Source organism: Parafrankia colletiae (genome assembly GCF_001854655.1).
GTDB lineage: Bacteria > Actinomycetota > Actinomycetes > Frankiales > Frankiaceae > Parafrankia > Parafrankia colletiae.
The window spans coordinates 146,365-159,088 of sequence record NZ_MBLM01000002.1; the positions used below are offsets into that span (position 1 = coordinate 146,365).

Sequence of the window (12,724 nt, forward strand, 5' to 3'; positions counted from 1 at the left end):
CCGCTGTGAGGGCCGGCAGGGGCGGTTCGGAGGGGCGCGGCCGGCTCACTCACTCGTCGAGGTCGGCGGTGGCTCGCCGCCCGATCTCCTCACGGACAGTGACCGGATCGAGGGGGTAGCGGTTGGCGGTGGACGGCACCTTGATCCCCTCGGCGGCCAGGAGCTTGACCAGCGCGGGGCCGGTCAGGCCCTTGTAGGCGGGCCAGGTAGGGGCGAGGTTGAGCAGCAGCGGCGGGACCTTCGCGATCGGGATGACGTCGGTGCCGAGCACCTGGTCGAGGTCGTCGAGCAGGTCCCGGTCCTCGGGCTGCGCCTGTTGGCGGGGAGCGCCGGGGACGGGCAGGCCCTTGCGGTCCAGTTCGTCGAGGGAGCGCCTGATGAGGGCGGGGACCTGCTTGACGTCGATGAAGTAGGTCTGGGCCATGACCGAGCGCTCCCCGGTGAACCCCTTGACCAGGGCGGTGCCCCGGTCGGTGCCCGGGATCAGTTCGGTGGCCCGGTGACCGGCCCGGTAGGCGCCTTGGCCGAGCAGGGCGTCGTTGGCGACGTGGTCCCCGACGGCGTAGGCGATGCCGTTGGAGCAGTTACGGGTGACGTCGCGGGGCATCGAGTCCTTCGTCGGCGCCTGCGTGCTCACGATCATGTGGATGCCGCGCTTGCGTCCGAGCTTGACGATGTCGATGAGGAGTTGGGCGATCTCCTTGCCGTAGACGGGGTGCTGGATCGCGACGTGGGCTTCTTCGAGCAGGCAGAACAGCGGGTGCAGCCCCACCCCCTGACTGGCGATCTTCCGGTTGACGACATCGATCTCGTGATCGACAAGGAGCTGGCCGCGGGCCTGGACTTCGGCGTGCAGCTCACGGAGATCGTCGAGGATCTGGCGGATCTTGTCGTCCTCGACGCCCATGACGTAGCGGGAGCAGCGGGGCTTGAAGTACTCGAAGTCGAAGTTCGTGTCCGGCACCCAGATCCGCAGTTCCGCGGTGATGTCCAGCGACGCCCCGGCCAGGATCGTCCGGGCCGAGGAGCTTTTGCCCTGGCCGGGCTGACCACCGGTGATGGTGTTGCGTTCCATCACCGGCGCGACCAGCGCGTCCCCGCGCAGGCTGCGGCCGAACGGCACCCCGCGGAACACGTCGACRAACCCGTCGGTCAGCAGCGGGTATGGCCCGGCGCCCTCCTTGAGCGCGCCCGGGTCCGCGATCCACACATCGAGCAGGCCGGCGTCCTCCCCGGTGCGCAGCCACACCTCGTTGACCCGCCGATGCAGACTCGCCGCGATCGATTCCCGCTTCGCCTGCGCCTCGACGTAGCTGGCCGGCAGGCCGCCGGGCAGCCGGATCAGCGCGTAGGTGCCCCGGCCGTCCTTACGGGCAGGCACCACGTACTGCAACGGGGCCTTCTTGAGGTAGTCGGTGATCTGCTTGATCCGCAGCGCGGCCAACGCCTGAGTGAGGGCACGTTCGTCGATGACGATGTCCACGTCGTCGTCGGTAGAGGTGGCAACCCAGCTCGGGGCGTCCGCGGCCCGCCCGGCCCGGTGGGTGATGACCAGCCAGGCCGGCACGACCCCGGCGGCGGCGAGCGGGACCAGCACGGTGACCGCGGTGACCAGCAGGCCCAGCAGCCAGCCCACGAATCCCCAGTAGTCGCCCCAGCCCACTCCCAGGGGGTGGACCACACCGACGAGGATGCCGGCGGTCAGCACCACCCCGACCACGACCACCAGCGCGGCCAGCGTCGAGATCCCGGCGGCCTTGAGCACCGCGGGCAGGGTCGCCACCCGGGCCCGGCGTTCGGCCTTCGCCACCCGCAGCCGGTCCAACCACTCGGCCAGCTCCGCCGCATCCCCCCGGGCGCGGGCCCCGCGGATCTGCTCCCGGATCACCGCATGGGTGGCGGCGTCGGCCGCGCGGCGGGCGAGTACGGCGTGCCCCTGGGCGGACTGCACCACCACCCGGCCCGCGGTACGGGCAAGCTCCTTTCCGCCGGCCGGCAGCGCCGGCAGGGGCACCGACCCCGTGCGCCGCGCGGGCGGACCAGCGGGGTCGGGGACGACCACGTTGCCCTGCTGGTCGAGCACCTCACCGTGCAGGGCCTCGCCCTCTCCCCCGGGAGCGACAGTCGGGGTCCACGGGCCAGGCACGACAACCCCACCAGGCTGGGAGTCGTTCAGGGCATCAGGCTGTTCGGTCATCACTCACCTCCCATACGGGTCCAGTCAGGGGCAGGAACAGCGGTGGAGATCAGCCAGGACGACGCGCCCAGCGGGGTGATCCCGGCGCGGATCGCGGCAGCGACGTCGAGGCGCTCGGCGGTGGTCACGACCACGGCGACGGCGAGGCCGACCGCGCGCAGCGCGAGGACGACCAGGGCGAGGACGGTCAGGGCGACGGCGACCCACCAGGGCAGCCGGCGCAGGTCGTCGTGCACGCTCCCGCGGGTCATGACGCGGCCTCGGTCTTCACCAGCGACAGCGGGTGACGGCGGGTCGCGTGCTCGGCCAGGAGCCGCTTCGCGCGGGTCTCCCCGATCGCCAGGTACGCCGCCGCACCCCGCACCGACAGGCCCGCGGCCGCGTCGCCCAAAGCGTCGAGGGCGGCGAGCAGCTCGGCATCCGTGCGCGCCGCGGCCTGCGTCGCCCGGGCGGCGCGCGGCACCGGAACTCCGCGGTTTGGCCGCACCGCAGGGCGGCTCGCGGGCTGCTTCGCGGGGCGGCTCGTGGGCTGCGGCGCGGTGGCCTGTTCCACCAGCTCACCGCCAGTTCGTGGCAGTGCTTCATCCGTACTGCCCACCGCCCCCAACGCCGCACTGCCAACCACCCCGTCGAGGCGCTCCACCGCGGCCGCGGGGGCCGCGTCGAGCGCGACGGCCGGCGCTGCGCCAGACGCTGCGACGCTGCCCGCCGGCGGGTCGGCGGTGGGCAGCGCGGCGGGTGCCGCACCGTCGGCGGCGAGGACGGTGCCGAACGGCGGGCGGCGCGACGCTTCCATCGCGAGGAGTTCGGCGGCCGCCCGGTCCTGGGCGCGGGCAACCTGGCGACGCACCGAGGCAACCGCCAACTGCGCACTCGCGTTCGAGATCTGGGCGGCGACCCACTGCGCGTCATCCGCCGTCAGCTCCGGGCGGGTCGCATGCCCGAGCGTCCACCACAGCGCCTTCGCAGCGATCGACACGGACGCGCCGATGCACGCCATCGCGATCCCGCCAGACTGGTAGCCCTCCAGGCCGATCGCGGTCACCGTGACCGCGAGCAGCGCCCACCCGACCCGGTCGACCACCTTGCGGCGGTCCGGGCGGAACCGCACGAGGTAGGCCATGCCCAGCGCCGCGCACCAGGCCAGGTCGAACACGGACGCGGCCAGGTACGCCGTCCACGTCCCGTCCAGCAGGTGCGCGATGCTCACCGTCGACCACGTGATCGACACGAGCGTGAGCGCCAGGACCAGGCCAACCACCGCCCGCACAGCCAGGGCGTCCCAGTCACGCGGCAGGACCGGCACCGCTATCCGGCGGGTGCGGGCGACCGGGGCGGTCACCCCGTCGACGGTGTGGGTGTCGGGATACTCCTCGGTTTCGATCCGGTACTTCATGTTGGATCACCCACCTCGACCACCTCGGCCGGCGCTGGGATGTCGGGGGTGAGCAGGGCGCGCAGGTGCGCGGTGACGACGAACACCCGGCCGCCGAGCTTCTTCGACGGCAGCTCACCGGCCTTGATGTAGCGGTAGGCCGACGCCCGGGAAAAGCCCATGACCGCGGCGGCCTTCTCCACCGAGATCAGCGGCGGCAGCTCCGCCAGCGGATCGACCGAGGCCGCGGCGTCGGGGGTGGTGGTCAGGACGGTCATCGGGGGTCTCCTGGACGGACAGGTGAGGCGGGGGTGGGCTGGGCGCTGGCGCAGTACGTGGCGGCGACGTGCAGGACGAAGGCCAGGGGCGGACGACGGAGGGTCATCGCGAGTCCTTGCCGAGGAGCCGGTCCAGCGAGCCGTAGCGGTACTCGAAGCGGTGGTGGCGGAAGCCCGGCACGTCGCGCAGCGAGTTCCGTAGCTCCTTAAGGTCGGGCAGGGTTTGCGCCGAGGTGTACAGCTCTCCGTCGATGAACAGATGCCACGGGAACAGGGCCTGGTCCTGGTCGATCTCGGTCATGGGGGTGCTCCAGGGAAGGCGAAGAGGGCCGGCCGGCAGAGACGGGACCTGCCGGCCGGCAGACAACAAAAAAGGGGTGGGTTAGCGGCGACCGGACGCGGCCGGCGCGGGGGTCAGCCGCCGGTCCGGGAGCACAGCTGGTCGTGCCCGACACCGTCGAACAGCACCGACAGGCACTCGGAGCAGACCGTGACCTTGGTCGTCGGTGCGGCCGGCGGCGGGGTGGCCGGGGCAGCAGAGGGGGCGGTGATCATGCGATCCGCCTCCGGGTCTTCCTGCCACGGTCGGCCTGGGCGTAGCTGATCTCGGACTCGGCGCCGAGGAAGGGCGCGAAGCCCTTCCCGCGCAGCCAGTAGTGGGGCTCGTCGAGGCTGTTCTCGTCCGGCGCGGTGATGCCGGTCGAGTCGGACTCGCCGTCCCGGGCGAGACGGAGGACCTCCACGTCGAGGAACTCGCCGTCACCGAGGTCGTAGCGCGCCCGCGCCCCTCGCCTATGGCGGGTCATCGCCGGCCCGTCCGGGTCTTGCTGCCCTTGGTCTTCTTGCTGGTGCTGGAGAGCGCGTCGGCGAAGACGTCGACGACGTCCTGCATGACGAACGCGGCCAGGTCGGCGGACTTGCGGGTGTGGTCGAGTTCGTCGACGTCAGCGGCCAGCTCCCGCTCCGCGGCCACCATGTCGCGGGCGGTCTTGAGCGCGGCGTCCATACGAGCGCGGTTCACGCCGCCACCCCCAAGCCCTCGGCGTGTGGCGTGTCGAGGTCGGTGCGGTCGTCGATGAGGGCGGCGAAGAGCTGGAGCGTGGCCTGCACGGTCGTGGCGACGGCGGCGGCCTGCGCGCGGGTGACGGCGGGCAGCGCCGGGTTGTCAGCGTCCCGACGGTGCATCGTCACCAGGTGCCGAGCCTGGTCGAGCGCACCCGTGAAGGCCAGGTAGCCGTCCAGAGACAGGTCGCGCAGCACCGGCAGGTAGGAGTCAGGGCCGTCCCCGGGGTCCGGGGCGGCGGTCAGCACAGGAAGCGTCATGAGCGCTGTCCTCCCGATCGGTCTCCTGACCCCGGAAGGTCAGGAGACGCACCAACAGACAGGTGCGGAAGGCGCCACGACGTGCACAGACACAGGTACGCTCGAAGAGCGCTGTCAGAGGCGTGTCTGGCCCGGTGTGGGTTGCCTCCCACCCGGGCCTTCTTCATGTCCAGAAGGCCCGGCTGCTTCGACGGGTTGCCTCCCGTCTCAACACTCATAAAGCTAGACGCTAAGCGCTTAGCTGTCAACGTGAAGCCGCTAGCGTTACGAGCTGTCCGCTACGTCACGGTTTGTCGCTCCAGACGTCTAGCGCTAGGTGTCAGCGGCCTAAGCTTTTGAGTATGAGTGAAGAAGAGACCCAAGATCGGCAGCAGCGGCTCCAGGGCGCGGGAACCTGGCTCAGGAATCAGCGCGAGGCGCGGGGCTGGAGCGGTAGCGACCTCGCGCGACGGCTCGGACTGAACCAGACGCGCGTGTCCGCCTACGAACGAGGCCAGTACGAGGTCTCCAGCGAAGCGGCCGAACAGATCGCCGCCACGCTTGAGATACCGCTCATCGAGACCCGTCGCCAGCTCGGCCTGTGGACACCGAGCACACACGACCTATCGGGCTACGCCAGGTACGTCGATCCCACGCAGATCAGCGACGACGTGCTGATCGGAGAGGTCGTCCGGCGCTACCAGCAGAACTCCGCCCGCGAGATCATCGACGTCTACCCCACCCGATCCAGAGTCCCAGGTGATCTATGGGACCAGCTCATCCGGGACGCCCAGACCGAGATCCTCCTTGGCGGCTACACCAACTACTTCTTCTGGACCGAACGCCCCAACTTCGCCGAAACGATCCGTGAGAAGGCCGAGTCCGGCGTCAACATCCGCATCCTCCTCGGCGACCCGGAAGGCGCGGTCACCCGGYGACGCCAGGAGATCGAACACGCACAGCTTGACCTCACCACGCGCATCAACATCACCCTTGACGAACTCGGAAGGCTGGGCCAGCTCCCAGGCCTYGAAGTGCGGTTGTCCAACATCAACGCGGAGGCCCACGTTTCTCGATCAATCTTCACCTTCGACCGAGAGTCACTCGTTTCCGAGCACATCGCAGACCGCCTAGGACATGGCAGCTTGACCTTCCACCTACGCCGCAAGCAGGACGGCGGCGCGTTCGACCAGTACAAAGCACACTTCGACCATCTCTGGGCCGGGGGCCGCGAGTGGCGGCAGCCAGTCGACACGCCCTGACTGCCCGTCGCTCATCAACCCCTCCGCGGAACCGGGGACGAGCCGGCGCCAAGTGTCAGATCATGGAGTCCGTGTATCAACACATCCGTACCGGGCGCCGGAGAGCTGGGGGCGCCTGGATACAGGCCGTCCTGCTGGTCCGCCATGGTCTAGAGGGTCGAGCCGAACCTGCGACGATCGTCTTGGAGTTCGAGCCGCGAGGGCTCTACGCGGACGATCCGGACGACATCCATCCCGAGGAGGCGATCGATCGGCGCGTGCTCCTGTGGCGGCTCCCACAGGTGGAGAGTGAAGTCGTGAACCATCCCAAGGCCGTCCCCCTGCTGGATGACGACTGGTCGAGCTCGCTGAGCTCAGGTTGGTTCGTCATCGACCGCAATTCAGACTTTCGGTGGGACTGCTCCCTGTCGGGGCTCTCTGTCGTGGAGAAAGCCATCCGGACGCACGGCACGCTGCTTCTGTTCGGCGGACCAAACGCCGGTGACGACATCGAGGCGGCGGCGGCAAGCCAAGCACTCTACGGTGGCCGCCTGCCACCGGCCGGGGAGCGCGACGAGTTTCTCTGAGCTGCGGAAACAGCCGCCAGAAGGCCGATTCTCACCGCTGTCACCGGGGTTCGCGGCGCGGATCTGCCGCACTCCCGCCCCGTCGAGGAGATGGCCCCCCGCCTCCTCGACGCCTGCGAGAGCCGCTCGGGGGCACCGGTCCCAGCTGGGTCCGGCACCGCCAGGACCAGCCCGGCTGGCGTCGTGGGGGCGGGGCCATCTCTCACCCTGCGCCCCCTGCCGACCCAATGTGTGCACAGTGTGGATGATTGCTCGCTATGAGCGTCAACGGGGGACGTGGGAGAGCACCGCGGCCGATCTGGCTGATAGCCGGCGGCGCGGCCGTACTCGCCGGCGTAGTGGGGCTGCTGTCCGGGCAGCCAAACGGCTGGGCTGTGGTGCTGGTCGCGGTCGGAGTGCTGCTCCCGGTCGCTGCCCTTCTCGCGGACAAGGCCGCTGCACGCTCGGGTGACCTCGACATCGAGAAGGCCGCCGACCGGCTCGCCAACCTGGTCTACGACCAGTGGGACAAGGAAGCGACCCGCCGTGGGGTGGGCCGCCCACCGCTGGAGGTGTTCTGGCAGGCTGCCGACGCCGACTTGGTCTACACCTGGCCTGAGCTGCTTGCACAGGCTGCGGTCGGACGCAGCGGGCCGGCATCGGCGGCCCCGGGCAGCGGCCGGGACGACCTCGCGGGCAACGGAGCTCTGCTGACGGCCTACGACCGCAGTCCCTGCGGACGCCTCGTTGTGCTCGGCGAGCCCGGGGCCGGTAAGACGATCCTGTTGCTGCGGTTCGTCCTCGACGCGCTCGCCCGCCGCCAGCCTGGCCAGCCCGTGCCGCTGCTGGTGCCGTTGGCGTCGTGGAACCCTGATGGCCCGAGCCTCTACTCCTGGCTGGAAGGCCAGATCCTGCGGGAGTACCCGCACCTGGCCGCTGTCGACAGCTCCACCGGTCGTAAGCGAGCTGGAGCGCTCCTCGACGCCGGACTGATCCTGCCCGTCCTCGACGGCCTCGACGAAATCCGCGCCGGCGGCAKAGACAAGGCCATGCGCGCCATCAACGACGGCCTGCGCAGCAACATCGGAGTCGTCCTGAGCTGCCGCCCCGCAGAGTTCCRCACAGCCGTACAGCAACGCCCCGACCTACGACCAATCCACCTCAACGGCGCCGCCGCCATCCGCCTGACACCCCTCACCACGACAGCGGTCAGGGACTACCTACTGGCCGGTGCTGGCGCTGACGGTCCAGCCCGATGGGCACAGGCACTGACCGCCCTCGCGAATCCCGCCTCACCCGTCGCCCAGGCGCTCGCCACCCCACTGGCCGCTTTCCTCGCCGGCACCATCTACAACCCCCACCCAGGCGAAACCACCCTCGGCCTCCCCAACCCCACCGACCTGACCGCCCTGCCCACCGCGGCCGCCGTCGAACAGCACCTACTCGCCGGCTTCATCCCCGCCGCCTACCGGCCCCACCCCGACCAGTCCACCCGCTGGACCGCCGAGCAGGCCACCGGCTACCTCACCTTCCTCGCCCGCCACCTCGAACACCGCCTGCACACCACCAGCCTCGCCTGGTGGGAGCTTGATCGTGCCGCGCCGCGCATCTTGCCTGCCATTGCGTTCGGGCCCCCGGCCGGGCTCGCGACTGGAGTCACATTCGGGCCAGCGTCCGGCCTCGCGTTCGGGGTTGCAGTCGGGCTCACTGGCGGGCACGCGGATGGGTTCGGCCCCGATGCCGCCAGGGATATCCAACGTGAGCCGACCCCGAGAATCTTTCTTGCCGGCAATCGGACAAAAACGCTGGTGGCTGCTCTCATAATTAGCCTCGTGATCGCCCTCGCGGCCAGCTTCACAATCGGCCCCGCAGGCGGGCTCGCATGCGGACTCGTGGCCGGGCTAGCGCTTGTCGGACGTGGCTCGGCCTGGGCGCGATTAGGACTGGCCCGGCTGTGGCTCGCCGCCCGCCGCCAGCAACCCCTGCGCCTCATCGCCTTCCTCGAAGACGCCCACGCCCGCGGTGTTCTGCGCCAGGCCGGCGCGGTGTGGGAGTTCCGGCACGCGAACCTCCAGCGATACCTCGCTGGGCCGCCGTGACCCGGGCGCGCACCTTCCGCGCCTGTCACCGCTGTCACCGGGGTGTCACCACCCCTGGTGACAGCTCCGCAGCCGCCCTCGCCTGCGGAAACACTCGCCAGAAGGCCGATTGTCACCGTGTCACCGGGGTTCGGGACTTCTCCGGCGTGGGGCCGGACGGCTGTCACCGGTGTCACCGGCCTGTCACCGGCCCTGGTGACAGGGTCGGACCCGCTTTGACCTGCGGAAACAGCCACCAGAAGGCCGATTGTCACCGTGTCACCGGGGTTCGGGACTTTCCCGCCGTGAGGCCGCTCGCATGTCACCGGTGTCACCGCCCTGTCACCACTCCTGGGTGACAGCACTTCATACCCGCTGACCTGCAAAAACAGCCCTTGAAACCGCGATTGTCATCATGTCACCGGGGTTTAGGCGTTCGCCGGGCGGGGCCCGTAGGGCCGTCGCATCGGTGGCCGCGGGCGGCGCCAGGAGGATGCCCGCAGCCGGCAAGCTCTTCTTGCCGAAATACTCGCTCTCAGATCRAGCGCGGCGCAGGACCTACGCCGCGCGAYGGCTGCGCGTGGCGCTGGCGGCCCATGCTCGCCGGCGCGTCGACGCCCCGCACCGCCACTGTTCACTGGCGGCCAAGCCAAGGTACCGAGGACCGCGCTGCGGCATGGGCCCTCCCCTCGCACGACTCCCAGCGTTCGGGCGGGTGCGACGTATTCGATAGGCCATCGGCCAACTCTCGCGACCGGCCGCGGACCATCCCGRCCAAGACCCCAATCCAATGCACACCTATCGGTTGACCTAAAATAGACCCTTTGATCATGGTATCGGGGGGCGAATGACTGCCGACGCGGCCGAAAATTTCGACAATGCGCAAACTTCGCGACAATTTCTGGCTTGGGCTTCAGCGAATCCCGCCCTGAGTATTGCCGCAACCTTGAGCGTCTTTCTGACACTAAGAATACTTCTCATATCAAAGGGTAAGTCGAACGTTGCGGCCGCACTTCTCRCCGAATCGACTGCGTCAAAAGTAGGATTCTGGATAGCTACAGAGGCGCTCCCGATAGTCGCAGCCATGATCGTGATTACCACTTTCACGGCGTATGGGTTTAGGGTGATCTTCTTCAAGAAGACACACATGCTGCTGCCTCTCTCTTTCGCGGTTGCAATTATGCCGGTCACTGGAGTTGGAGTAACGGCACTCTACGTTGTTCTATACTTCTCACGCAAGGCAGGGCATGCCTTCAGAGGTTGGAGAACTAGGCGCCACTCAGAATCGCCCGATAGCGCCGACAAGCTGGGGATGGAGGAGGCCTCAGCGCGTATCGTCAAGATAAACGCCGAGGTGYGCAAACTAAGATTCACCGAGGATCCAGATTCGACTGCAGATGAGATTGATGGCCTACTGAAGGAGCGCGCTTCACTTCGAGAGCATCTCGCAAATCTAGCACCCACTCCGATTAATTCGCCCGACAAGGGTCGCGAGCTGGCGTTCCGCAGGAGCGACGGCACTCTTAATCCATACCTAAAATCTCAGCTGCTCCTGATTGTCGGAGTTGCCTCATACACTCTTTTCTCCGGCACCACCCCTTGGCTCCCAAGGGAGACAATAAAGTTGACGGGAGAAACAACTACCGGCTACGTAATCTCATCGACTCCCGCTTGGACGACGATCCTTGTTGACGATCCACGGGATATCAAATACGTAAAGACTTCGGTGGTTCTGGAGCGCACGGCGTGTGACACCCACGCCCCATGGTGGACTATCTCAATAATGAGAATTAGGTCAGGCGAAGGCGCTCGTTGCAAGTAGTTGCGGATTGACTCTCCTCAGTTTGCAGATGACACYGGCTACACCCTGCTCCGCCTGGCAGGGTGTAGCAGCGGCTGTAGCAACGACCGCGGATGTCGGCGGACGACCATGGACACCGGTGGACGTCGCGACCTCTGCAAGTTCCGCTGCCGCAAGGATCGGACTGCGCCTTACAAGCGAACGGTCATCTCCACCCCGTCTACCATCCATATGCCCAAGCTGACGGACGTCGGTTGGACCGCTGGGGAGCATCGTGGGCAGACAGATCGACTCCCTTCCGTCCCGGTGGGCGCCCCTTCGGTGCCCGGTCGACCGCAGCCAGCGAGCGTCGCCGCGAGCAGCGCGTCCGGGTGGGAGATGGCCCCCGCCCCCACAGCGGTAGCCGAGCCGGTCCTGGCTGGTGCCGGTCCCAGCTGGGTCGGGACCCCCCGGCGGATCTCGCAGGCCTCCAGGAGGCGGGGGGCCATCTCCTCTACGGGGCGGGGGTGTCCGTATCCCACCTGTCACGAGGGCGTACAACCCTGCCTATGGCTGACAACGGGGGGGCACGTCGGCGAGCAAGCCGGCGGTGGCTGTGGATCTGCGCTGGGATCGCCGCGGCCGGAGCCGTGGCGGCGGTGTTGGGGATCTGGCATCTGCCGGACCGGATGTACCCCGGAAACAGCGACGGGGCGGTCCAAGCCCGCGCGGCGTTGCAGGGCGGGCTGTTGACGGCCGCTGCGGCGCTAACGGCGGTGGCCGGCGGTCTGATCGCGCTGGACGAGACCCGACACGCGAACGCCGAAGTGAGGCGAGCGAACGAGGAGACCCGGCGGGCGAACGAGGCAGCCGACTCCCGGGAGCGGGATGCGAACGCTAACACCCATGTGCGGGAGCTTTACACCCGCGCGGTCGACCAGCTCGGCACGAGCGACAACGAAACGGTCCGTTTGGGCGGCATCTACGCCTTGGAGCGTATCGCCATCGATTCCCCTGCCGACCAACGGACTGTGGTGGAGGTACTGTCCGCCTTCGTCCGGATCCGGAGCACTGACTCGGACTTACGGCAAGCTCCAGCCGAAGAGAGCGATGCCCTGGCAGTGCGGCCGGCAGCTGATATCCGCGCCGCTGTCCAGGTTCTCGCCCGGCTTCCGGTCCGTGACGACGTCCCGCGATGCGATCTGTCCGGTGCCAATCTCAACGGCCCTGCCAGCCTCGCCGCTATCACCCTCACCGGCACCAACCTCGCCGGAGCCGACTTGGACGAGGCCGATCTCACGAGCGCGCGTATGGGAGGCGTGGACCTTACCGGCGCATCGTTGAAGGAATCAGACCTGACCGGCGCGCAAATGGGCGCGGCGAACCTCACCCGTACCCGGCTCGATTGGGCAATTCTCACGGATGCTCGATTGGCCAACGCGATTCTCGCTGACGCACAGTTGGGCGGGGCACGACTCGTCGACGCCTTGCTAGACGGGGCAGTTCTCGTCGGCGCCCAGCTTGGTGGCGCAGACCTCACCGATGCCCGTCTGGTCCGCGCAGATCTCACCAATGCTCGTCTTGTTCGCACAAATTTCACGGACGCCCGGCTTGGCGAGGCCGATCTCACCGGCGCTCAGATGCGAGGGGCGAAACTCGTTCGCACCCGCCTAGACGGGGCCGATCTCACCGGAGCAGTGGGATTGGACCAGACGCAGCTGGATGTCGCGGAGGGGGACGCGGAAACGCGTTTACCCGCGGGCTTGGTACGGCCGGCGTCCTGGACCTCAGGCGGCACCGGCGGGGCTTGACCGGACTGGGGTTCGGCTCCCAGCCCACCTTGAGCGGCGGCTCCCACCCCGATGGTCCCCGCCCACCGCACTGGCCGGCCTGGCGGCACCAGCCCC

At 68.6% G+C, this 12,724-nt stretch carries 14 protein-coding genes; 5 read left to right on the forward strand and 9 right to left on the reverse strand.

Going from position 1 to position 12,724, the window contains the following annotated elements; genetic code table 11:
* Nucleotides 1–49: 49 nt before the first annotated feature.
* The 9 genes from CC117_RS00730 to CC117_RS00765 all read right to left on the reverse strand — a co-directional run bounded on the left by CC117_RS00730 (nucleotide 50) and on the right by CC117_RS00765 (nucleotide 5,173).
* Nucleotides 50–2,197 (reverse strand): cell division protein FtsK, encoded by a 2,148-nt coding sequence (locus CC117_RS00730; protein WP_071081765.1) that lies wholly within the window; start codon nucleotides 2,195–2,197, stop codon nucleotides 50–52.
* The gene (locus CC117_RS00735) at nucleotides 2,197–2,448 is read right to left on the reverse strand and encodes a hypothetical protein (protein ID WP_071081766.1); all 252 of its coding nucleotides are present in this window, start codon (nucleotides 2,446–2,448) and stop codon (nucleotides 2,197–2,199) included. Before CC117_RS00735 ends, CC117_RS00730 begins: the two co-directional genes overlap by 1 nt.
* Complete coding sequence (locus CC117_RS37785; protein WP_071081767.1) at nucleotides 2,445–3,593, reverse strand: hypothetical protein; 1,149 nt, start codon at nucleotides 3,591–3,593, stop codon at nucleotides 2,445–2,447. The genes CC117_RS00735 and CC117_RS37785 overlap by 4 nt, the downstream gene beginning before the upstream one ends.
* Complete coding sequence (locus CC117_RS00745) at nucleotides 3,590–3,850, reverse strand: helix-turn-helix domain-containing protein (RefSeq protein WP_071081768.1); 261 nt, start codon at nucleotides 3,848–3,850, stop codon at nucleotides 3,590–3,592. The genes CC117_RS37785 and CC117_RS00745 overlap by 4 nt, the downstream gene beginning before the upstream one ends.
* Before the next feature lie 103 nt (nucleotides 3,851–3,953).
* The gene (locus CC117_RS00750; protein WP_071081769.1) at nucleotides 3,954–4,151 is read right to left on the reverse strand and encodes a hypothetical protein; all 198 of its coding nucleotides are present in this window, start codon (nucleotides 4,149–4,151) and stop codon (nucleotides 3,954–3,956) included.
* 113 nt (nucleotides 4,152–4,264) lie between these two features.
* Complete coding sequence (locus CC117_RS37200; protein ID WP_157905332.1) at nucleotides 4,265–4,405, reverse strand: hypothetical protein; 141 nt, start codon at nucleotides 4,403–4,405, stop codon at nucleotides 4,265–4,267.
* On the reverse strand, nucleotides 4,402–4,656 hold the full coding sequence (locus CC117_RS00755; RefSeq protein ID WP_071081770.1) for a hypothetical protein: 255 nt from the start codon (nucleotides 4,654–4,656) through the stop codon (nucleotides 4,402–4,404). Before CC117_RS00755 ends, CC117_RS37200 begins: the two co-directional genes overlap by 4 nt.
* A complete protein-coding gene (locus CC117_RS00760) occupies nucleotides 4,653–4,871 on the reverse strand; it encodes a hypothetical protein (RefSeq protein WP_131802986.1) in 219 nt (72 codons plus the stop codon). Before CC117_RS00760 ends, CC117_RS00755 begins: the two co-directional genes overlap by 4 nt.
* Nucleotides 4,868–5,173, reverse strand: coding sequence for a hypothetical protein (locus tag CC117_RS00765; protein ID WP_071081772.1), 306 nt, complete (start codon nucleotides 5,171–5,173; stop codon nucleotides 4,868–4,870). Before CC117_RS00765 ends, CC117_RS00760 begins: the two co-directional genes overlap by 4 nt.
* Nucleotides 5,174–5,514: 341 nt before the next feature.
* Between CC117_RS00765 and CC117_RS00770 the strand changes: the two genes are divergently transcribed.
* The 5 genes from CC117_RS00770 to CC117_RS00785 all read left to right on the forward strand — a co-directional run bounded on the left by CC117_RS00770 (nucleotide 5,515) and on the right by CC117_RS00785 (nucleotide 12,628).
* Entirely contained in the window at nucleotides 5,515–6,414 is a 900-nt protein-coding gene (locus CC117_RS00770; protein ID WP_084131167.1) for a helix-turn-helix domain-containing protein, read from the forward strand.
* 182 nt (nucleotides 6,415–6,596) lie between these two features.
* Nucleotides 6,597–6,980 (forward strand): hypothetical protein, encoded by a 384-nt coding sequence (locus CC117_RS00775; protein WP_071081773.1) that lies wholly within the window; start codon nucleotides 6,597–6,599, stop codon nucleotides 6,978–6,980.
* Nucleotides 6,981–7,237: 257 nt separating this feature from the next.
* Nucleotides 7,238–9,058, forward strand: a complete 1,821-nt coding sequence (locus CC117_RS00780; protein WP_084131169.1) for an NACHT domain-containing protein — start codon at nucleotides 7,238–7,240, stop codon at nucleotides 9,056–9,058.
* 925 nt (nucleotides 9,059–9,983) lie between these two features.
* Nucleotides 9,984–10,859: a hypothetical protein gene (locus CC117_RS36960; protein ID WP_131802987.1), complete on the forward strand. Its 876-nt coding sequence runs from the start codon at nucleotides 9,984–9,986 to the stop codon at nucleotides 10,857–10,859.
* A gap of 527 nt (nucleotides 10,860–11,386) precedes the next feature.
* A complete protein-coding gene (locus CC117_RS00785) occupies nucleotides 11,387–12,628 on the forward strand; it encodes a pentapeptide repeat-containing protein (RefSeq protein ID WP_071081774.1) in 1,242 nt (413 codons plus the stop codon).
* The last annotated feature ends 96 nt before the right edge of the window (nucleotides 12,629–12,724 follow it).